We start from the raw sequence: 20,924 nt of genomic DNA on the forward strand, positions 1-20,924 counted from the left end.
CCCTCCCCTGCAAAGCGGGGGAGGGCCGGGGTGGGGGCAAGGCTTCCCAATCCAAAGCCGCCCGCCGCCATCAAGGGATCGCCATCATGTCGTCCTTGTTTCACAAGGGGGAAGCCGTCCTGGCGATGCTTCTCCTCGCCGCCATCGTTCTGCTCGTCTTCGCCGCCGGCGTCATGCGCTGGTTCGGCCATCCCCTGGTCTGGTCGGTGGACGTGGCGCAGCTCCTGTTCGTCTGGGTCGCCTTCCTCGGCGCCGACATGGCGCTGCGCAAGCGCGCCCACATCGGCATCGACTATCTGGTCAAGCGCCTGCCCAATTCCACCCGGGCCGTGCTGGATGTCGTGCTGGGCGTGCTGGTTCTCGCCTTCCTCGTCACCATGACGGTGATGGGCTACCGCCTGACCATGCTGAACCTGGAACGCCAGTTCGGCGACAGCGGCATCAGCTACGCCTTCGTCACCGCCGCGGTGCCGGTGGGCTGCCTGCTGCTCGCCATCACGCTGACCGGGCAGATCCTGGACACCCTGCGCGAGCTGCGCAGCCACCCCAAGCCGGTCTTCGCCCCGGCCCCGAAATCCGGCGACATCGAGGAGGTCGTGCCGTGACCCTGCTTGCCGTCACCTTCTTCGCGCTGATGGCCTTCGGCCTTCCCATCGCCTTTGCCATCGGCATCGCCGGCTTCTCCTTCTTCGCCACGAACGACATCATCCCGATGTCCATCGGGGTGCAGCAGGTCGCCTCGGCCTCGCAGAGCTTCCCGCTGCTGGCCGTGCCCTTCTTCGTGCTGGCCGGTCACATGATGAACCGGACGGGCATCACCAGCCGCCTGATCAACTGCTCCAACGTGCTGGTCTCCTGGATGTCCGGCGGGCTGGCGCAGGTCTGCATCGTGCTGTCCACCCTGATGGGCGGCGTCTCCGGCTCGGCGGTGGCCGACGCGGCGATGGAGGCCCGCATCCTCGGCCCCAGCCTGATCGCCCGCGGCTACTCGAAGGGCTTCACCGCCGCCGCCATCGCGGTCGGCTCGCTGATCACCGCGACCATCCCGCCCAGCCTGGGGCTGATCCTCTACGGCTTCGTCGGCAACGTGTCGATCGGGCGGCTGTTCCTGGCCGGCGTCATTCCGGGCTTCATGATGATGGCCGGGCTGATGCTGACCGTCTGGCTGATCGCGCGCCGCCGCGGCTACCGCCCGGAGATGGCGGAGCGCCCGACCCTGCGCACCGTATGGCGGGCGGTGGCCGACGCCAAATGGGCGCTGCTGTTCCCGGTGGCCCTGCTGTTCGCCATCCGCGGCGGCCTGTTCACCCCGTCGGAGGTCGGCGCCTTCGCCGTCGTCTACGCCGCCGTCGTCGGCTTCCTGCTGCACCGGGAGCTGACCTGGGCCGCGGTGGCCGAGGCGCTTCAGGAAGCGGTGGTGGACACCGGCCTGATCATGCTCATCATCCTGTTCTCGGGCATGGTCGGCTACGCCATCATCTTCGAGCAGGCGCCCCAGACCATCGCCGAGGCGATGACCCAGCTCACCACCAACCCGCTGCTGGTGGTCGCGCTGATCCTGATCTTCCTGTTCATCGCCGGCCTGTTCGTCGAAAGCACGGTGCTGGTCCTGCTGCTGACGCCGATCTTCCTGCCGATCGTGACGCCGCTGGGCGTCGATCCGGTGCATTTCGGCATCCTGATGATGACCATCGTGACTCTGGGCTCGATGACGCCGCCGGTGGGCGTGGCGATGTACACGGTGTGCAGCCTGCTCGACTGCCCGGTGGAGGAGTATGTCGTCGAATCGCTGCCCTTCGTCGGCACCATCGTCCTGCTGGTCGCCGTGCTGACGCTGTGGCCGGGGCTGGTGCTGTTCCTGCCCAACATGCTGATGTGAGGCCTGAGGGGAGGGCAAGGGGGGCTTGTCTTGGGGCGGGGCGCTGATATACTAATATATGGCGCTCCGATCTCTCGGCGGACCCACGGCCGGTCCGGGCACACCAAGCCCCGTCCATGGAGCGTCCTTGTCATTGTGGAAACGGGGCAGGGCCGCGTGTGAAGGGCAAACGCCAAGGGGCGGTCCGGGCAGGGCCGCCCCTTCGCGCGTTCACCCGTGGCCGCCTTGCTTTCCGGACACCATGCGCCAGAGCGGCTCGATCACCGTGTGCACCAGAGGGATCAGCAGGGCGCCGAGCAGCAGCCCGAACACCCCGGCCCCTGCCGCCCCGACCAGCCATTCCACCGCGGCCTTCGCCGCCGGCACGGCCTCTCCCGCCGCCACGGCGGCCCCGTGGATCGCGTGCCCGACCGCGGTCAGACCGAAGCCTTCCAACCCATGGATGACGATGCCGCCGCCGACCCACAGCATGGCGGCGGTGCCGACCAGGGCCAGCAGCTTCAGGAACACCGGCATCCCCTTGACCAGCCCGCGCCCGATCGCCTGCGTCACCGGGGCGAGCGCCCGGTCGGCCCCGCCCGGCGCAGCGGGAGAGGGGGTGCGCAACCCCAGGAGGCTGGCCGCCGGGCGCCCGTTCTGCGCCAGCGACAGGCCGACGTCGTCCGCCTTCACGATCAGCGCCACCGCGCCGTAGACGAGGCCGGTGATGCCCGCCCCGACGATCGCGAGAACGGCGGCCTGCATCCAGAAGGACGAGGTTTCGGCGGCGACCGTGGACAGGACGATGGCCATGATCTCCGCCGACAGGATTAGGTCGGTCTTGATGGCGCTGTTGACCTTCTCCCGCTCGAACTGCGCGGCGTCCTGCCCCGCGGCGCCCGCTCCCTCGGCGCCCTCATGCGCCGCGTGGGGGCGCAGCGCCTCCCACACCTTCTCCGCCCCCTCGTAGCAGAGGAAGCCGCCGCCGAGCATCAGCAGCGGCGTGATCGCCCAGGGCGCGACGAGGCTGAGCGCCAGCGCCAGGGGCAGCAGGAACACCAGCTTGTTCTTCAGCGAGCCCAGCGCGATCTTGCCGATGATCGGCAGTTCCCGGTCGGCGCTGAACCCGACCATGTAGCGCGGCGTCACCGCGGCGTCGTCCACCACCACCCCGGCGGCCTTGGCTCCGGCCCGCGCCGCCTGCCCCGCGGCGTCGTCCAGCGAGGCCGCGGCGACCTTCGCCAACCCGGCCACATCGTCCAGCAATGCGATCAGTCCCGTGCTCAAGGCTTTGGCTCCCCTCCGTACCGGCGTCCATGGAGCAGACAACGCGGCCGGGGGCAAGCCGGACCTTCGGAGGGCCGGTCAGCCGTCGGCCAACTCGTCGGCGGTGAGCATGTGGAGATCCGGGTCCGGCGTGTCCCGGCCGTCGTCCAGATACAGCACCCGGTCCACCAGAACGAGGACGCGCACGCCGTCCACCGGGACGACGCTCAGCCGCCGGTTGATGACGGCGTTGCGGAAGGCCACGGCCCGGTCATTGTAGGAGACCGACAGGACGTCGTTGGTTCCCTCCAGCATGGGCAGGGCGTGGCGCTCCATCATCTCCGCGGTCAGGCCGTCGATGCGTGGCAGCAACGAGGAGCCGACGATGTCGAAGCGGTGCCGCTCGATCCATCGGGCCAGCGGCGGGGACACCGCCTGCGCGATCAGGCCCGGCGTGTAGAGGGTGCATTTCTCGTTCATGCTCCGCACCATCGCCTTCAGGCCGAGGAAGGTGGGATGGTGCCGGAAATGTCCGGTCAGGACGTCGCGCAACAGCGCCTGCTCCCGCGGGTCGGGCAGGGTGGCACCGGATTCCCAGCGGGCAACGGTTTCCTCGGTGGAGGCCAGCATGACGGCAAACTGCGCGGTGGTCAGGCCATGCAGCCTTCGCAACGCGCGTACGATCTGCGGCCACTCATGCACCGGCACAGACGGCTCTCCAGATTATCTCCAGGGGCAATGACGAGAGGATACGTGATCCCCCGGCAAACACATACGCAATCATGTGGGAAGAGTCATACCGGAGTATCCAGTTTTTTTGGTTCGCTCTACCGACTGTTTTGATCCTAAACGCTTGAGGAAGCTGTAATTTTTCGGACTTGCTGCTCTGCGGGCATAGCGCTTCTGGTATCGGGTATACCACGGCACAATAACCCCACCAGCAAAGAGGAGACACATCATGGCTTACGCTTCCGCCCATCACAGCCATCACGACGGCCTTCTGTCGAGCATCGCCAAGGGTGTTACGGAGTTCGCCAGCGCTTGGTTCTCGGCCACTCCGTTGTATATCGTATACCAAGCCGTGTCGTCCGGCACCTACGCTCCGGCGGCCAGCACTTCGACGCTCGATCTGCCGACGCTGATGCGCGAATGACCGGCGCCAGGGCCTTCCGGCCCCACGACGCGGCGGCCCGCCCATCCGGGCCGGAAAAAAGGACCGACTCCTTCGGAGCGGTCCTTTTTCGTTTTGCCCATCGGTCCACCCGACGATCATAGGATCGTCGCTGTCCCGGATCGCTAGACGACCCTTTGCCAATCAGCACTCTTGCGGAAATGCCCCAGCCAGGTCATAAAATCAGGCCATAAAATGAGTGAGCACTCAATCGAGATGGTGGCATGGCCCGGCCGTTGAGCGAGGACAAGCGAACCGCGATCCTGTCGGCCGCCGCGCACTGGGTGGCGGAGGAGGGGCTGTCGGCCCGCACCGCGAAGATCGCCAAGTCGGCCGCGGTGGCGGAAGGCACCATCTTCAATTACTTCCCCACAAAGGACGATCTGCTCAACGAACTCTACGTCGCGTTGAAGTGCGAACTCGGCGACGCGATGCTGGCCGGCTTCCTCCAGCGCGAGGAGCTTCCCGGCCGTTGGGAAATGATCTGGGACGCGTACATCGACTGGAGCGTCGGGAACGACGTCAAGCGCCGGGCGCTCCGCCAACTGCGCGTGTCCGGGACGATCACGCCGGAAAGCCGGAAGGCGGCGCTTGGCGCGATGGAGGCGATGGCGACGGCCCTGTTCGATGGACCGGACGCGGACAGAGCGCGCTCGTCGTCGCGCGAGTTCACGGCCGCGGTGTTCGAGGCGCTCGCCGAGATGACGATCGAACTGATCGCCAAGAACCCGTCCGCGCACGCGCTCTACCGACGCAAGGGGTTCGAGAGCTTCTGGCGGGCGACAAGCGGGGACTGACCGTTTGCTCAAAAAATGAGTGATTGGGCACTCATCTATCGTTTTTCGTCCTTCTGCAAACGTCCTTCTGCGAACTATGGAAAGGGACAAGCCTATGAACTGGACGGCCAGCGACATTCCTCCACAGGAGGGCCGCCGCGCGGTGATCACCGGCGCCAACTCCGGCATCGGTTTCCATGCCGCGCTGGAACTGGCCCGCCACGGTGCCGAGATCGTCCTTCCGGCCCGCTCCGAAGCGAAGGCCGAGGACGCCATCCGACGGATTCGGGCGGAGGTTCCGCAGGCCAAACTCACGCCGGCCCTTCTTGATCTCTCATCACGGCGCAGCGTGCGGCGCTTCGTGGAGACGATCGACGACCGCTTTCCCGGCGGATCGATCGATGTCCTGATCAACAACGCCGGCGTGATGGCTCTGCCGCGGCGCGAGTTGACCGAAGACGGCTTCGAACGGCAATTCGCAACGAACTTCCTCGGCCCCTTCGCCCTGACGGCCCTGCTGTTCCCACGCCTGAAGCCGGCGAGCGGAACCCGCATCGTCACGCTGGCAAGCCTCATCGTGCATCAGGGCAGGATCGATTTCGACAATCTGCAGTCGGAGCGCAAATATGTTTCGTTGTACGGCGCCTACGCCCAGTCCAAGCTCGCCGACCTGATCTTCGCCCTCGAACTCCAGCGCCGGTTGAGCAGGGCCGGCTCTCCCATTGCGAGCCTCGCGGCGCACCCGGGGATCGCCGTGACGAACCTGATGGCGCATTTCACCGGCCTTTACAAACTGTTGGGGCGCTTCCTCACGCCGGTGATCGCGCAGAGCGCCGAGCGGGGGGCTCTGCCCGGGCTTTTCGCCGCCACCGCGCCCGAGGCGGCTGCCGGCGGCTATTACGGCCCCAACGGAGCCGGGGAACGCAAAGGCTTCCCGGCTCCGGCCAGGCTTCCGGCCGCCGCCGCGGACGAAGCGCTCGCGAGCCGGCTCTGGGACACCGCCGAGCGCCTTACCAAGACCCGATTCGACGTTGTCGGATAAAAGGCGCTCCTACCCGGCGACCGTGAACGTCGCCGGCGGCGCGCCCCGGCGCTGCCGGTCCATCATCGTCAGCAACGCCTGATCGAGGAAGCCCGTGTAGGCGTTCATATCGAACAGCGGCCCATCATCGCGTCCGGCGCGCAGCCTGTCGCGAACCGCCGCAAGGCCGCCGCGGTCCTTCGCCCACCGGAGAACCACGCCCTCATACTGGGCCAGGGACTCCGTCACGAAGCCGGGAAGGCCCGCGATGTGGAGCAGGCTGGCGGCCACGCGCGACTGCAGCGTGTGCCCCGGACAGGTCACCAGCGGAAGTCCGACCCACAGCGCGTCGCTCGCCGTCGTGTGGGCGCCGTAATGCAGGGTGTCCAGCATCAGGTCGGCGTTCTGGAGCCGGGACAGATGGTGCTCCAAGGTCGGTGCCCAGGGCGCGAAGACGACCCGGTCCGCTGCGATCCCCGCCGACGAGGCCGACCGCCGCAGATTCCCCTCGGCCTCCGCGGTCGTCCGGGCGAGCCACAGCACGGCGTCGGGAATTTGGTGCAGAAGGGCCATCCAGACGGCCCAGAGGTCGGGCGTGATCTTGTAGGCGTTGTTGAAGCAGGCGAGCACGAAGCCATCCGCCGGAAGCCCACAGGCCGACCGCGGCGGCGGCGGCGGCGCGTCGTACCGGCGGTCCCGCGGCAGGAAGCAGCGCGGCATCCGCGCGACCGCCTCGGTGAAGCCGCTCTCCAGGTCGGGCGGCAGGGCGATGGGATCGGCGACGATGTAGTCGATCCAGGGTGCCCCCAGGGTGCCGGGATAGCCCAGGAACTGGACCTGGACCGGTGCCGGCCGGGCGGCGAGGATGTGCGGCCGCGGGTGGCCGGTGTAGCCCTTCAGGTCAATCAGGATGTCGACGCCGTCCCGCCGTATGGTCTCGGCGGCGGCCTCCGCCGTCAGGGAGTCGATGTCGATGAAGCGGTCGACGCCTTCGCGGATGCGGCGGCGCTCGACGCTGCCGTCGTCCGGGCCGTAGCTGTAGGCGAGCACCCGGAAACGCGACCGGTCGTGCAGCGCCAGCACCCCGGCCAGAAGCTGGGCGACCGGGTGCTGGCGGAAATCGTTCGACAGGTAGGCGATGGTGACGACGTCCGCCCTGCCGGGCTTCGTCTTCAACCGCACCGGCTTCGACCGGATCGTCTGCGCGTGCGCCCGCGCCGCCGCCAGCAGAGACCGGGCGGAAACGCGGTGGGACAGCATCATGGAGGCCTGGACCGGCACGCCCTGCGCGGCGATGGACTCCAGCGCGACCGCGTCGTCGTCGAAGCTGGACCAGTCGCAGGACCGCTGCTTGGTCTGGATCAGCCCGACCGTGGCGGTCGGGTTCCCGGGCGCGATCCTCAGCGCGCGGCGGTAGGCGTCCGCCGCGGCGGCCAGCGTGTCCTGCCCCTTGAGGGCGGTTCCCAGATTGAACCACACCGCCGGGGCGTTCGGCGCCACCGCCGCCGCCCGACGGGCCAGACGCTCCGCCTCGGCGAGGCGTCCCAGTTGGAACAGCACCGCCGAGAGGCTGAGCAGCGTGTCGGGACTCGCCGGGTGCAGCGACCGCGCCTGTTCGAGCACGTCGGCGGCGCGGTCGTAGGCGCCCATCCTGAACAGGGTGTTGCCGATGTTCAGAAGGATGCCGGGATGATGTGGATCGCATTGGCGCGCCCGCTCGAACGCGCTCAACGCGTCGTCGTAGCGCTGGCTTCCGAAGGCCGCGTTGCCGACCGCCGCGTGGAGGTCCCGCCCGAACCCGGCGATCTGCGGAGTCAGGGCGGCGCCCCTGGTCGCCTGTTCGAACAACGCGACGGCGCGCGCCAGATCGCCCTTCTGGGCCAGGGCCAGAGCGTCCGACAGTTTGCGCATGTCCGGCGTGGAAGGAGCGCCGGATGGCCTGTTCTTGTTCATGGACGATACAACCCGGATTGCTTCGGTTCACCCAACACACCGAACCGCGCTGCGTCTGCCGCAGCCCGGTCCGTGCGAGCCGCACCGCCATGGCGACGCGCTCTATCAGGGCAAGCTAACGCTTCGCCACCCCGGCGAGGAGAGCGTTGTCGTCGGGCCAGCCTCCACACGCAGCCCGCGCTGCTGGGGAGCCGTCAGGCGTCCCCGGCGATCTCCGCCAGAAGCTGGACCTGGAAGGACAGCAGGAAGGCCGCCCGCTCCTGAGCCCGCGCCCGGCCGGCCGAGGTCTGCATGGTGTTGGGAAGGAGCAGCAGCTTCGCCTTGAAATGGTCCAGCGCGTATTGCAGGTCATCCAGCGGGCGGGTCTCGGCCATCGGGTCCTCGCCGTGGAACAGCGCCCGCTTCATCAGGCCGGAGGTGGCGAAGCAGCGGGCGATGCCGATGGCCCCCAGGCTTTCCAGACGGTCGGCGTCCTGGACCAGCTTCGCCTCCACGGTCAGCGGCGGGATGCCGGCGGAGTAGCTGTGCGCCTCGATGGCGTGGCGGGTGGCGGGGATCAGCGCGTCCGGGAAGCCCATGCCGCGCAGAACCTCCTCCGCCCGGTCCGCCGACAGGCGGGAGGCGCGGCTGCGGTCCGGATGGTCCTTCGGCACGTTCACGATGTCGTGGAGCAGGGCGGCGGCCAGCACGACCAGCATGTCGGCCAGCGTATCGGACGACGGTCCGCCGTCCCGCTCGGCCTCCGCCGCGGCCAGGGCCTTGGCGGTGCGCCAGACGCGAAGAAGATGGCCGACATCGTGCGCCGGATCTTCGGCCACGTTGGAACGCAGCCACGTGGTGATGGAGCTTTCCCAGACATCGACATCGCTGAGCACAACATCTTTTGGCATGAGCGCTCGTCCTCTTTCGTGCTTTTTACATAATATGGGGATGGGCGGGGCTGTTGTCCCGAAATCATTTGTGGGCGGGCATCCCCCACCCCGAATCGGGACTCCCAAATCAGGCCCTCCTTATCCGGAATGGTTGCGTCGCGCCGAATGCCCGGTGACCGCGCGCCGCCCCGCCGTTAAGGTGACGCCCGCCCGGACCGGGCCGACCGACAGGCAGAGGGGAGACATGCAGCCGATCATTCAGGTGCGTGGGCTGGAAAAGACCTACGCCACCGGCTTCCAGGCGCTGAAAGGGGTCGATCTCGACATCCGCCGCGGCGAGATCTTCGCCCTGCTGGGGCCGAACGGCGCCGGCAAGACGACGCTCATCAGCATCGTCTGCGGCATCGTCAACGCCACCGCGGGCACCGTGACGGTCGACGGGCACGACATCGTGCGCGACTGGCGCGCCGCGCGCGCGCTGATCGGCCTCGTCCCGCAGGAGCTGACGACCGAGGCGTTCGAGAGCGTCTGGGCCACCGTCAGCTTCAGCCGCGGGCTGTTCGGCAAGGCGCCCGATCCCGCCCACATCGAGAAGGTGCTGAAGGACCTGTCCCTCTGGAACAAGAAGGACAGCAAGGTCATGGCGCTGTCCGGCGGCATGAAGCGCCGCGTGATGATCGCCAAGGCCCTGTCGCACGAGCCACGCATCCTCTTCCTCGACGAGCCGACCGCCGGTGTGGACGTGGAGCTTCGCCGCGGCATGTGGGAGATGATCGGACGCCTGCGCGACAGCGGGGTGACCATCATCCTGACCACCCACTACATCGAGGAGGCGGAGGAGATGGCCGACAGCATCGGCGTCATCTCCAACGGCCGGATCGTGCTGGTCGAGGACAAGGCGGCGCTGATGCGCAAGCTGGGCAAGCGGCTGCTGACCCTGCAGCTCCAGAACCCGCTGGACTCCATCCCGGCGGAGCTGGCCGGCTACCCCCTGACCCTGTCCGGCGACGGGCGGGAGCTGGTCTACAGCTTCGACACGCAGGACGACCAGACGGGCATCGCCCGGCTTCTCCGCAAGCTCGGCGACCACGGCATCGATTTCACGAACCTGCACACCGAGGAAAGCTCCCTCGAGGAGATCTTCGTCAGCCTTGTGAAGGAGCGGGCATGACCTCCCCCATCAACCTTCATGCGGTCAAGGCCATCTACCTGTTCGAACTGGCCCGCACCTGGCGCACGCTGTTCCAGAGCATCGCGGCGCCGGTCATCTCCACCTCGCTCTATTTCATCGTCTTCGGGGCGGCCATCGGCGGGCGCTTCACGGCGGTGGACGGGGTGACCTACGGCGCCTTCCTGGTGCCCGGCCTCGTCATGATGTCGGTGCTGACGGAGAGCGTGTCCAACGCCTCCTTCGGCATCTACATGCCGCGCTATTCCGGCACGATCTACGAGGTGCTGTCGGCCCCGATCTCCGCCTTCGAGACGGTGCTCGGCTATGTCGGGGCGGCGGCGACCAAGTCGATGATCCTAGGCGTGCTGATCCTGCTGACGGCCCGGCTGTTCGTCGACTACTCGATCCAGCACCCGTTCTGGATGGTCGCCTTCCTGGTGCTGACCTCGGTCACCTTCAGCCTGTTCGGCTTCATCCTGGGCGTCTGGGCGGACGGCTGGGAAAAGCTGCAGATCGTGCCGATCCTGGTCATCACGCCGCTGGCCTTCCTCGGCGGCAGCTTCTACTCGATCAGCATGCTGCCACCGCTGTGGCAGAAGGTTACCCTGTTCAACCCGGTCGTCTATCTGGTCAGCGGCTTCCGCTGGAGCTTCTACGGGCAGGCCGACGTGCCGGTGGGGATCAGCCTCGCCATGACCGCCCTGTTCCTGGCGCTCTGCCTGACGGCGGTCTGGTGGATCTTCCGCACCGGCTACAAGCTGAAGAACTGACCGGCCCGGACGGCGGGGGTCATGCCCCGCCGTCCGCCTTTCCCCCCTCGGGCTTTCCCCCCTCGGGCTTTCCGCTGTCCAGCATCCCATGGGCGCGGTGCCATTCCTCCAGCGACTCCGGCGGGTAGTCGTCGCTGCGTTCGTCCCCCGGCGCGGCCTGGACCGGCACCCAGTTGGCCTTCGACCCCAGCATCATGTGGACATGGGCCGGCGCTTCCGGCAGGGGGCTGTCGATGGCGCTGGCGAAGGGGTGGACCAACTCCGGCCAGCGCGGGTCGCTGACCCACAGGGCGGAGCCGCAGCGCGCGCAGAAGCGTCGCTCGCCGGGGCTTTCCTCTCCGTCGATGCGGGCGTGGAAGAGGGAGATGTGCTCCGCCCCCGTCACCTCCAGCGTGTCGGCCTTGGCTCCCAGATTGATGGCGTAGCCGCCCCCGCCCGCCGTCTTGCGGCAGATCGAGCAGTAGCAGCACAGGTAGGGGGCCGGCGCGTAGGCGTCCACCGAGAAACGCACCGCGCCGCAGTGGCAGGACCCGTCGAGCTTCATCCGTCCTCTCCTCCGATCCTCGGGCGCCCGGTTGCGGGGCCGCACCCGTCCAACCCTCCCGCTCCGGGAAAGTTTCCGGGGGGGCGCGGCCCTCACACGTCGACCACCGGGGCCATGGCCTCGGCCATCGCCAGCAGGGCGGCGTCCTGGAAGCGCGGGGCCACCAGCTGCACCCCCACCGGAAGCCCGCGCGGCCCGCGGCCGCAGGGCATGGCGAGGCAGGGGACGTGCAGCACCGTCCAGATCGCGTTGAAGATGTGGTCGCCCGTGGTGTGCAGCCCTTCCGGGGCCTCGCCCGGCGCGGGCGGCGTCAGGATCACGTCGATGGACTCGAACAGGGCGGCGAAGCGCGGCCGGCATGTGTCGGCCACGTCGTAGGCCTCGGTCAGGGTGCGCGCGGTGATGCCGCGGTTGTGCTCGCAATGGTCGGCCAGCTCGGGGTGCAGCCGGTGGCGGTCGCTGAGGTAAAGGTCGAGGAAGGAGGCGCGCCCCTCGCCGCGGCGGATCACGTCCTGCACCTCGGCCAGGGTCGAGAAGTCGTCCGGCAGTTCGAAGGGCACGACCGCCGCGCCGGCCTCCTCCAGCCGTTTGGCGGCGAGCAGCAGCGCCGCCTCGCCCGCCGGCTCGATGCGCGACCAGACGGGGGAGCGGCAAAGCCCGACGCGCAGGCCCTCCAGGGCGACCGGCGCAGTCGCCCCCATGCCTTCGATCTGGAACGCCTCGGCCATCAGCGCGAGGTCGGCGACCGAACGCCCGTACCAGCCGAGCGTGTCGAGGGACACCGCGTAGTGCTTCATCCCCTCGCGGCTGACCACGCCCCAGGTCGGCTTGAAGCCGTAGATGCCGTTGAAGGCGGCGGGGCGGATGTGCGAGCCGCCGGTCTGCGTGCCGAAGGCCAGCGGCACATGCCGGTCCCCCACCGCCGCCCCCGACCCGGAGGAGGAGCCGCCCGGCGTGTGGGCGGGGTTGACCGGGTTGCGGGTCGCTGCCTTGCGCCCGCCGGAGGCGAACTCCACCGTGTCGGTCTTGCCCAGCAGGATGCCGCCGGCGCTGCGCGCGATGGACACGCAGGCGGCGTCACGGGCGGGCCGATGGCCCTGGAAGATCGGCGAGTTCTGGGTGGTCGGCAGGTCGGCGGTGTCGATCACGTCCTTCACGCCGAAGGGCAGGCCGTGCAGCGGGCCGGCGGCGGGACGCTTGTCGGCCTCCCGCGCGGCGGCCAGCGCCAAAGTGGGATCGACGGTGATCCAGGCGCGCACCTCCGGGTCGCGGGCTTCGATCCGCTCCAGGCAGGAGCGGACCAGCGCCTCGCTGGTCAGGCGGCCCTCGCGGATCGCGCGGGCGGCCGCGCTGGCCGTGAGTTCGAACGGTTCCATGGCGGGTCCTTCCGGAAAATGTCAGGCGGGCCGGAGACTCAAAGGGGCAGGGCGGGGCGCTGGCGGTGGTGGTCGGTCGCCGCCTGGAAGGCCGCCCCGGCGCGGAAGACCAGCGGCTCGTCGAACCAGCGCCCGACGATCTGCATGCCCACCGGCATCCCGTCGCCGTCGAAGCCGCAGGGCACCGACATGGCGGGAAGACCGAGCGCGCCGAAGCCGTAGGTGAAGCGGCTGACCGCCCGCGTCGCCTCGATCATGTCGGCGCTGTCGTAGATGCGCGGCGCCACGATGGGGGTGGTCGGGGTGAGGATCAGGTCCACACGCTCGAACAGCTCGCGGAACCGCAGCTTCCAGGCGGCCAGCCAGCGCCGCGACTCCGCGTACTGCACGCCGGACACCGGCAGACCCAACTGCAGGCGGCGCAGCACCTCCGGTCCGATGGACTCCGGCGCGGTCTCCATCTTGTCGAGGTGATACTGCGCCATGTCGGCGACGAGCAGGGAGAAGGCGGTGCGGGCCTGCGCGACCTCCGCGTCCTCGATGGTGACGTCCACCAGGACCGCGCCGGCCTTCTCCAGCACCGCCGCCGCCGCGCGCACCCGCTCCGCCACCGCGGGCTGGAGGTTGTCGAAATAGAAGTTGCACGGCAGCCCGATGCGCGTGCCGGCGATGCCCGCCTTCACATCCGGCAGAAAGTTGCCGAGAGGAACGTCCACCGAATTGGGGTCTTCCGGGTCGTAGCCGGCGATGGCGGCGAAGGCCCGCGCCACATCGGCGACCGAACAGGCGAGCGGGCCGATGGTGTCGAAATCGACGCTGCACGGGATCATGCCGACGTTCGACACCCGGCCGACGCTGGGCCGCAGCCCGACCACCCCGCAGAGCGCCGCCGGGATGCGGATGGAGCCGCCGGTGTCGGTGCCGATCGACACCCGGCACAGCCCGGCGGCGACCGAGGCCGCCGAGCCGCCGCTCGACCCGCCGGGCACCCGCCCGGTGTCCCAGGGGTTCCGGCAGGGGCCGTGATGCTCGTTCTGGTTCGTCGAGCCAAGGCAGAATTCGGACAGGTTGTTGCGCCCGACCAGGATGGCCCCGGCGTCGCGCAAGCGGCGCACCAGCGGGGCGTCCTGCCGGCCCAGCCGGGCGAAGCGGGCGGAGGAACCGTAGCTGGTCGTCTCGCCGGCCAGTTCGAAGCAGTACTTGACGGTGACCGTCACCCCGTCCAGCAGACCGGGCCAGTCCCCCGCCGCCCGCGCCTCGTCCTGCGCCTGGGCCCGGCGGACCGCCCCGTCGGCGTCCACCGCCAACAGGGCGTTGACGATCGGGTTCAGGCTCTCGATGCGGGCGAGACGGGCGCAGGTTTCCGCCTCGCTGGGGCCGGGCATGGATGGGGCGCCGCCGCCGGACCGGGCCGGATGCGTTGTCGAAAGTTCGGACATGCGTTGCTGCTTTCCGCTCGCGTGCCGGATGGCTTCAGACGCTCGGGTCCGGCGACGGCCTGTTGAAATCGCTTCGTTGCGCTTAGGGACGGAACCGCCGGGTCAGGCGGCGTCCGCCAGCGCCAGATGGGCGATGACCGCGTCCAGCGGCATCACGTCGGCGTATTTCTTGCCCATGTCGAACAGGTTGGCGCGGTGCGGCTCCTCCGCCCGGTCGCCCACGCACTCCTCCACGATGATCGGGCGCAGCCCGTGGGCGGAGGCGTCGATCACGCTGGCCCGCACGCAGCCCGAGGTCGTGCAGCCGGTGACCAGCAGCGTGTCGACCGCGTTCGCCCGCAGCCAGGAGGACAGGGCGGTGCCGAAGAAGGCCGAGGCGTGCTGCTTGCGCACGATGAACTCGTTGGGCAGCGGCGCGACCTCCGGGGCGAAGGCGACGTCGGGGGACTCGGCGGTCAGGGTCAGCAGCGACGGAATCTTCTCGCCGAACGGGCCGATGCCGCCCGGAGCCTCCGGCGCGATGAAGCAGGCATGGGCGATCGGCATGCCCAGGGGGCGGACATGTCCGAGCAACTTGCCCGTGGCGGTGATGGCGCTGTTGATGTTGAAGCCGCCGAAGGCGTCCTCGCGCGTGAAACCGATCTGGAAGTCGATGATGAGGAGGGCGGACTTGCGGCCGAAGCCGAGCGGCTTGCCGATGCCCTGGCGGTCGTAGATGGAAAGATCGCTCATTTCAGGAGGTTCCTTCTTCCGCTGCAGCGCCGCATCACGGGCGCCGGACCAGCATACAACGAGGTTTTTTTGCATTCAAAGTCCATAGTTTCACCAATTCAAACCCGTCCCTGCCCGCGTTTTGCGCAGACATGCATATTGCTGTATTCACGAGCAATACCGCTGAATCCAGCTGTAAAGTGCTGTTTTAGAAGAATTTATAGACCACCTGCGACAGCCTGCCGCAGGGTGGCACGATTCCTGCGAATTTGGTCGGACATAAGGGTCCAGCGCAGATTGTGTGCAAAAATAGACCGGACAAATCTCAGCGCTGCCCGTAAAATCTTTGACACAGAGGAGCAGGCTTATGGACGGGATCAATCGCAAGGAACGGGCCGGCCGGATCGAGCGGAGCGGCGTCAACCGTCGCCAGTTCGGCACGTTGCTGGCCGCCGGCGCCCTGGTGGCGGGCAGCGGCTGGCCTCTGCCGGCGTCGGCGGCGCCGCCGGTCCTGCGGGTGCGCATCGGCAGCGACATCGGCAACCTGGATCCCGCCCGTATTTTCCAGATCGAGAACCAGACGGTCGCCACTCAGATCTTCAACGGGCTGGTCAAGTACGACGAGGCGAGCAACGCCATCGTCCCCGACCTCGCCACCGGCTGGGACATCTCCGGAGACGGTACCGTCTACAGCTTCGCCCTGCGCAGCGGCGTCACCTGGCACAAGGGCTTCGGCCCCTTCACCTCCGACGACGTCAAATTCTCGTTCGAGCGCGTGCTCGACCCGCAGACCGGCAGCAGCTACAGCGGGCAGCTCGCCTCCATCAAGTCCATCGAGACGCCGTCCCCCGACAAGGTGGTCATCACGCTGAAGGAGCCGAATTCCGGCTTCCTGCACAAGGTCTCGGCCTTCAACCAGGGCTGGATTGTCAGCCGCAAGGCGCTGGGCGAGATCGGCGACAAGGCCTTCGCGCTGAACCCCATCGGCACCGGCCCCTTCGTGTTCCAGAACTGGGCGCCGGGCCGCGAGGTGAAGCTGTCCGCCAACAAGGACTATTTCGCGGGCGCCCCCAAGGTCGAGGAGGTGCAGTTCCGCGTCATCAAGGACGAGACGGCGGCGGCCATCGCCCTGGAGAACGGCGAGATCGACATCCTCTTCGGCCTGCAGCAGCCGGAGGTCATCCAGCGACTGAAGGGCGGCGGGCTGGTCACCGTGCTGGACCGGGACGCCAACCACACGATCAACCTCGTCCTCAACACCTCGATCAAGCCGCTGGGCGACCTGCGCGTCCGTCAGGCGATCTACCACGCCATCAACCGCAAGGCGCTGATCGACGGCTTCTTCAAGGGCACCAAGTCGGAGGCGAGCGGCTTCCTCACCCCGGCGTTCCAGGAGTTCACCGACAAGGTCCCGCTGTTCCCCTACGACCCGGCGAAGGCCAGGGCGCTGCTCAAGGAGGCCGGGGTGGGGTCCTTCTCGCTCGACCTCGTGGCGCCGGGTGCCAACCCCTACGACAAGATCGTCGTGCCAATCGCCAGCGACCTCGCCGCCGTCGGCATCGACGCCAAGATCAAGGTGCTGGAGCGCGGCGCCTACCTGCAGGCGCGCAACAAGGGCACGGTGCCCACCTGCATCACCGGCGTGGTCGGCGCACCCGACCCGGACAGCCCGATCCTGTCGCTGTTCGCCAAGTCCTCCTTCCCGCCGGGCCTCAACACCGCCCATTACGAGGGGGTGGAGGACCTGATCGCCGCCGCCCGGCAGGCCCAGGGCGACGACGCCCGCAAGGAGGTCTACGGGAAGATCCAGGCCAAGGTGATGGGCGACGTGCCGGTGATCCCGCTCTACGCCGACCACCTGTTCATCGCCCACACCAAGAAGGTCTCCGGCTTCGTCCAGAACTCCCTCTTCACGATGAGCGCCTATCCGGTCTCGCTGCTGGAGGCGTGACGATGGACCGGCTTCTTCGCCAACTCTCGCAGCTCGCGATCACGGTGTTCGGCATCGTGACCGTGACCTTCTTCCTGGTCCGGATGATCCCCGGCGACCCCGCCCAGTACATGCTGGGCGACTACGCGACCGAGGAGGCGCTGGCGACTCTGCGCGCCCAGCTCGGCCTCGACCAGCCGGTTTACGTGCAGTACGGGCTCTACGTGCTGCGCGCCGTCACCGGGGATTTCGGGTCGTCGGTGGTCACCGGCCGCCCGGCGCTGGAGGAGATCCTGTTCAGCCTTCCCGACTCCGCGATCCTGGCCTTCGCCGGCCTCGCGGTGGCGGTGGTGATCGGCATCCCGCTCGGCATCCTCACCGCGGAGCGGCAGGGATCGTGGAGCGACATGCTCATCATGATCGTTGCGCTGTTCGGCATCTCCTTCCCGGTCTTCTGGCTCGGCCTCGCCTCCGTCCTGCTGTTCTCGCAGGAGCTGAAATGGTTCCCGGCGCTGGGGGCCAGCTCGGGCGGCGGGTTCCTCACCCACCTGCACCATCTCGTGCTTCCGGCGGGCGTGCTGGGCATCTCGGTCGCCGCCTACATCACCCGCCTGACCCGCTCGGCGATGCTGGAGGTGCTGGGCCAGGACTGCATCCGCGTCGCCCGCGCGATGGGGGTGCCGGAACGCCGGGTGGTGTGGCGGCTGGCGCTGAAGAACGCGCTGGTGCCGATCCTCGCGATCGTCGGGGTGACCTTCGCCTGGTCGCTGGGCAGCGCCATCCTGATCGAGGTGGTGTTCAGCCGGCCCGGCATCGGCTCGATGATCCTGAAGGCGGTCTCGGCCCGCGACTACCAGCTCGTCCAGGCGGGCGTGCTGGTGCTGGCGGTCGCCGTCGTCCTCGTCAACAGCCTGCTCGACCTCGCCTACGGGCTGGTCGATCCGCGCCTGTCCACACGGTGACCCATGGCAGCAATCGCAACCGTATCCACCGCGCCGCGGCGGTCGTCCCTGATGCGCTACTTCCGCCATCCGGGCTTCCTGATCGGCGTGATCCTGCTGACCCTGCTGCTGATCGTGGCGGTGGCGGCGCCCTGGATCGCCCCGATGTCGCCGCTTGAGACCGACCTCGCCAACACGCTGGCCCCGCCCTCGGCCGCGCACCTTCTGGGCACCGACCAGTTCGGGCGCGACGTGCTGTCCCGCCTGATCTGGGGCACCCGCATCTCCCTCCAGGTCGCCGTCGCGGTGATGGCGCTCTCGCTGTCGCTGGGCATGGCGATCGGCGCGGTCGCCGGCTTCTTCGGCGGCTGGGTCGAGCGGGTCACCGTCTCGATCATCGACATCCTGCTGGCCTTCCCCGGCTTCCTGCTGGCGCTGGCCCTGGTGGCGGCGCGCGGCTCCTCGCTGGAATCGGTCATCATCGCGGTGGCGCTGGCCTTCACCCCGCGGGTCGCCGCGGTGATGCGGGCGGTCGTCCTGACCATCAAGCCACGCACCTACGTCGAGGCATCGCGGGCCATCGGCATGGGCACAATGCGGCTGCTGTTCCTGCATGTCGTGCCGAACAGCCTGCCGCCGGTGATCGTGGTCGCCACGGTCAGCGCCGCCACCGCCATCCTGGCCGAAGCGGGCCTGAGCTTCCTCGGCCTCGGCGTCCAGCCGCCGGCCCCGACCTGGGGCAACGTCATCGCCGACGGGCAGAGCTTCCTGGCCTCCAACCCGCTGATCTCGCTGTCGGCGGGCATCTGCATCGCGGTGATGGTGGTCGCCCTGAACCTGCTGGGGGACGGCCTGCGCGACACGCTCGACCCGCAGATGCGCCGTTCCTCCGGGCGCGTGCTGTGAGAACGCCCATGCCAAACCACCCCATGCCGAATCTTCATCCCGTGGCCCCGGCGGCTCCCATCGCCCCCGCCACGGCCCCCCGCCCGGTCGCGCTGGAGCTGCGCGACCTGACCACGGTCTTTCCCGGCGACGACGGACCGGTCACCGTCATCGACGGCGTGTCGCTCGCCGTGCGGGCCGGCGGCACGCTGGCGGTGGTCGGCGAGTCCGGGTCGGGCAAGTCGATGACCTTCCTGTCGGCGCTGGGCCTCGTCGCCACGCCGGGCCGCGTCCGCCGCGGCGAGGTGCGGATCGACGGGACCGACATCCTGCACCAGCCGCCGGAACGGCTGCGCCGCCTGCGCGGGGCGGTCATTTCGATGATCTTCCAGGACCCGCTGACCGCGCTGAACCCCGTCTTCACCATCGGCGAGCAGATCGTCGAGGTGCTGCGGGCCCACCAGCGGATCGGCCGCGCCGCCGCCCGCGCCCGCGCCATCGAGCTGCTGGCCCGCGTCCAGATCCCCGACCCGGCCCGGCGGGTGGACGACTACCCGCACCAGCTCAGCGGCGGGCAGCGCCAGCGCGTGCTGATCGCCATGGCCATCGCCCTGTCGCCGAGGATCCTGATCGCCGACGAGCCGACCACGGCGCTCGACGTGACGGTGCAGGCGCAGATCCTCGACCTGCTCGCCGACCTCCAGGCGGAGACCGGCATGGCGCTGGTGCTCATCACCCACGACCTTGGGCTGGTCGCCAAATACGCCGACGACGTGGCGGTGATGTACGCCGGGCGGCTGGTCGAGACCGGCTCCATGGAGGAGGTCTTCACCAGGCCCCGCCACCCCTACACCCGCGCGCTGTTCCGCAGCATCCCCCGCCTCGACGGCCCGGTGGACGAGGAGCTTCCGGCCATCGAGGGCCAGCCGCCCAACGTCGCCCGCCTGCCGCCCGGCTGCGCCTTCGAGCCGCGCTGCACGGTCGGCCGCGGGCGGACGGACTGCTGCACCCGGCGCCCCCTGCCGCTGGCCGGCGACCGCTCCGGCCACCGCAGCGCCTGTTTCCACGAAGACCTGCCCGACCGGAAGGAGGCCGCCCGATGACCGCGTCGCTTTCAGCACCCCCTCCGGCCCTGGAACTCGTCGACGCCACCCGCGTCTTCACCCGCCGCGGCGGCCTGTTCAAGACGGTCGGCAAGGCGGTGCGGGCGGTGGACGGCGTGTCGCTGACCATCCGCGCCGGCGAGACGCTGGGGCTGGTCGGCGAGAGCGGCAGCGGCAAGAGCACGCTGGGCCGCCTCGCCCTCCGTCTGGTCGAGCCGACCAGCGGGCGGCTGCTGGTCGACGGGCGCGACGTGACCGGCGTCTCCAAGGCCGAGATGCAGGCGATGCGGCGCGACATCCAGATGGTCTTCCAGGACCCCTACGGATCGCTCGACCCCCGCGTCACCATCGGCCAGAGCATCGCCGAGCCGCTGAAGGTCCACGGCTTGTGGGACGGCGACGGCCCGCAGAAGGTCGCCGGGGTGATGAGCCTCGTCGGGCTCGACCCCTCGCACGCCGACCGCTACCCGCACCAGTTCTCCGGCGGCCAGCGGCAGCGCATCGGCATCGCCCGCGCCCTGACGCTCGATCCGAAGATCCTGGTGCTGGACGAGCCGGTGTCGGCGCTCGACGTGTCGATCCAGGCGCAGATCATTAACCTCCTCCAGCGCATCCAGCGCGAGCGCGGGCTGTCCTACCTGTTCATCGCCCACGATCTGGCGGTGGTCCGCCACGTCAGCCACCGCATCGCCGTGATGTATCTCGGCAAGGTCGTGGAGATGGCGGAGCGCGACAACCTCTACCGCCGTCCGCTGCACCCCTACACCGTCTCGCTGCTGGCGGCGGTGCCCATCGCCGACGTGCGGATGCGCAACCGCCGCCGCACCTCGGTGTCGATGGGCGAGATCGGCTCGGCCACCAACGTGCCGCCGGGCTGCCGCTTCCACCCGCGCTGCTACCGGGCGCGGCTGGTCGCCGCGGCGGGCGGCGTGCCCACCGAACGCAGCGGCGACGCCCTGCTGCCGCGCGCCTGTCTGATCGACCAGCCGGAGCTTCGCGCCTGCGGCACAAACGCTGGCGGCGGCACCGACCGGGTCGCCTGCCACTTTCCCGAAACACCGGAGACCCGGTCCGAGGTCGCCACGGCGGTCCTCCAGGACATCGGCTATCCGCCCATCCGTCCCATTCCCCTGTAAT

At 69.0% G+C, this 20,924-nt stretch carries 20 protein-coding genes; 12 read left to right on the forward strand and 8 right to left on the reverse strand.

Going from position 1 to position 20,924, the window contains the following annotated elements; translation table 11 throughout:
• Nucleotides 1–86 precede the first annotated feature (86 nt).
• The gene (locus tag TSH58p_RS02235) at nucleotides 87–605 is read left to right on the forward strand and encodes a TRAP transporter small permease (RefSeq protein WP_109068751.1); all 519 of its coding nucleotides are present in this window, start codon (nucleotides 87–89) and stop codon (nucleotides 603–605) included.
• The gene (locus TSH58p_RS02240; RefSeq protein ID WP_109068750.1) at nucleotides 602–1,879 is read left to right on the forward strand and encodes a TRAP transporter large permease; all 1,278 of its coding nucleotides are present in this window, start codon (nucleotides 602–604) and stop codon (nucleotides 1,877–1,879) included. Before TSH58p_RS02235 ends, TSH58p_RS02240 begins: the two co-directional genes overlap by 4 nt.
• A 210-nt stretch (nucleotides 1,880–2,089) precedes the next feature.
• Here TSH58p_RS02240 and TSH58p_RS02245 read toward each other — a convergent pair whose 3' ends face one another.
• Nucleotides 2,090–3,145: a DUF808 domain-containing protein gene (locus TSH58p_RS02245; protein ID WP_109068749.1), complete on the reverse strand. Its 1,056-nt coding sequence runs from the start codon at nucleotides 3,143–3,145 to the stop codon at nucleotides 2,090–2,092.
• 78 nt (nucleotides 3,146–3,223) lie between these two features.
• Nucleotides 3,224–3,754, reverse strand: a complete 531-nt coding sequence (locus TSH58p_RS02250) for a hypothetical protein (RefSeq protein ID WP_247873888.1) — start codon at nucleotides 3,752–3,754, stop codon at nucleotides 3,224–3,226.
• 328 nt (nucleotides 3,755–4,082) lie between these two features.
• Between TSH58p_RS02250 and TSH58p_RS02255 the strand changes: the two genes are divergently transcribed.
• The 3 genes from TSH58p_RS02255 to TSH58p_RS02265 all read left to right on the forward strand — a co-directional run bounded on the left by TSH58p_RS02255 (nucleotide 4,083) and on the right by TSH58p_RS02265 (nucleotide 6,113).
• Complete coding sequence (locus TSH58p_RS02255; protein ID WP_014242058.1) at nucleotides 4,083–4,277, forward strand: hypothetical protein; 195 nt, start codon at nucleotides 4,083–4,085, stop codon at nucleotides 4,275–4,277.
• A 242-nt stretch (nucleotides 4,278–4,519) separates the two neighbouring features.
• Nucleotides 4,520–5,092, forward strand: coding sequence for a TetR/AcrR family transcriptional regulator (locus tag TSH58p_RS02260; RefSeq protein ID WP_109068747.1), 573 nt, complete (start codon nucleotides 4,520–4,522; stop codon nucleotides 5,090–5,092).
• 94 nt (nucleotides 5,093–5,186) lie between these two features.
• Nucleotides 5,187–6,113: an oxidoreductase gene (locus TSH58p_RS02265; RefSeq protein WP_109068746.1), complete on the forward strand. Its 927-nt coding sequence runs from the start codon at nucleotides 5,187–5,189 to the stop codon at nucleotides 6,111–6,113.
• 9 nt (nucleotides 6,114–6,122) lie between these two features.
• Here TSH58p_RS02265 and TSH58p_RS02270 read toward each other — a convergent pair whose 3' ends face one another.
• Together TSH58p_RS02270 and TSH58p_RS02275 are read right to left on the reverse strand one after the other, a co-directional pair.
• Entirely contained in the window at nucleotides 6,123–8,045 is a 1,923-nt protein-coding gene (locus TSH58p_RS02270) for a tetratricopeptide repeat protein (RefSeq protein ID WP_109068745.1), read from the reverse strand.
• A gap of 194 nt (nucleotides 8,046–8,239) precedes the next feature.
• Nucleotides 8,240–8,935 (reverse strand): HD domain-containing protein, encoded by a 696-nt coding sequence (locus TSH58p_RS02275; RefSeq protein WP_109068744.1) that lies wholly within the window; start codon nucleotides 8,933–8,935, stop codon nucleotides 8,240–8,242.
• Between the two features lie 226 nt (nucleotides 8,936–9,161).
• Between TSH58p_RS02275 and TSH58p_RS02280 the strand changes: the two genes are divergently transcribed.
• Both TSH58p_RS02280 and TSH58p_RS02285 read left to right on the forward strand, forming a co-directional pair.
• Entirely contained in the window at nucleotides 9,162–10,088 is a 927-nt protein-coding gene (locus TSH58p_RS02280) for an ABC transporter ATP-binding protein (protein ID WP_109068743.1), read from the forward strand.
• Nucleotides 10,085–10,858, forward strand: a complete 774-nt coding sequence (locus TSH58p_RS02285; RefSeq protein WP_199230049.1) for an ABC transporter permease — start codon at nucleotides 10,085–10,087, stop codon at nucleotides 10,856–10,858. The genes TSH58p_RS02280 and TSH58p_RS02285 overlap by 4 nt, the downstream gene beginning before the upstream one ends.
• A gap of 19 nt (nucleotides 10,859–10,877) precedes the next feature.
• Here TSH58p_RS02285 and TSH58p_RS02290 read toward each other — a convergent pair whose 3' ends face one another.
• The 4 genes from TSH58p_RS02290 to TSH58p_RS02305 form a co-directional block, all read right to left on the reverse strand.
• Entirely contained in the window at nucleotides 10,878–11,402 is a 525-nt protein-coding gene (locus TSH58p_RS02290; protein WP_109068742.1) for a GFA family protein, read from the reverse strand.
• 92 nt (nucleotides 11,403–11,494) lie between these two features.
• Nucleotides 11,495–12,778 (reverse strand): amidase, encoded by a 1,284-nt coding sequence (locus tag TSH58p_RS02295; protein ID WP_109068741.1) that lies wholly within the window; start codon nucleotides 12,776–12,778, stop codon nucleotides 11,495–11,497.
• A gap of 38 nt (nucleotides 12,779–12,816) precedes the next feature.
• Complete coding sequence (locus tag TSH58p_RS02300; RefSeq protein ID WP_247895484.1) at nucleotides 12,817–14,217, reverse strand: amidase; 1,401 nt, start codon at nucleotides 14,215–14,217, stop codon at nucleotides 12,817–12,819.
• Nucleotides 14,218–14,319: 102 nt separating this feature from the next.
• Nucleotides 14,320–14,949 (reverse strand): isochorismatase family protein, encoded by a 630-nt coding sequence (locus tag TSH58p_RS02305; protein ID WP_109068740.1) that lies wholly within the window; start codon nucleotides 14,947–14,949, stop codon nucleotides 14,320–14,322.
• Between the two features lie 346 nt (nucleotides 14,950–15,295).
• Between TSH58p_RS02305 and TSH58p_RS02310 the strand changes: the two genes are divergently transcribed.
• From TSH58p_RS02310 to TSH58p_RS02330, 5 genes are read left to right on the forward strand one after another with little or no spacing between them, the layout of a single operon-like run.
• Entirely contained in the window at nucleotides 15,296–16,879 is a 1,584-nt protein-coding gene (locus TSH58p_RS02310) for an ABC transporter substrate-binding protein (RefSeq protein WP_109068739.1), read from the forward strand.
• Nucleotides 16,880–16,881: 2 nt separating this feature from the next.
• Nucleotides 16,882–17,820: an ABC transporter permease gene (locus TSH58p_RS02315; RefSeq protein ID WP_109068738.1), complete on the forward strand. Its 939-nt coding sequence runs from the start codon at nucleotides 16,882–16,884 to the stop codon at nucleotides 17,818–17,820.
• Nucleotides 17,821–17,823: 3 nt separating this feature from the next.
• Entirely contained in the window at nucleotides 17,824–18,705 is an 882-nt protein-coding gene (locus TSH58p_RS02320) for an ABC transporter permease (protein WP_109068737.1), read from the forward strand.
• Between the two features lie 23 nt (nucleotides 18,706–18,728).
• On the forward strand, nucleotides 18,729–19,787 hold the full coding sequence (locus TSH58p_RS02325; RefSeq protein ID WP_247873887.1) for an ABC transporter ATP-binding protein: 1,059 nt from the start codon (nucleotides 18,729–18,731) through the stop codon (nucleotides 19,785–19,787).
• On the forward strand, nucleotides 19,784–20,923 hold the full coding sequence (locus TSH58p_RS02330) for an ABC transporter ATP-binding protein (protein ID WP_109068736.1): 1,140 nt from the start codon (nucleotides 19,784–19,786) through the stop codon (nucleotides 20,921–20,923). Before TSH58p_RS02325 ends, TSH58p_RS02330 begins: the two co-directional genes overlap by 4 nt.
• Nucleotide 20,924: the final 1 nt, after the last annotated feature.

Origin of the sequence: Azospirillum sp. TSH58 (genome assembly GCF_003119115.1) — a bacterium.
Lineage (GTDB): Bacteria > Pseudomonadota > Alphaproteobacteria > Azospirillales > Azospirillaceae > Azospirillum.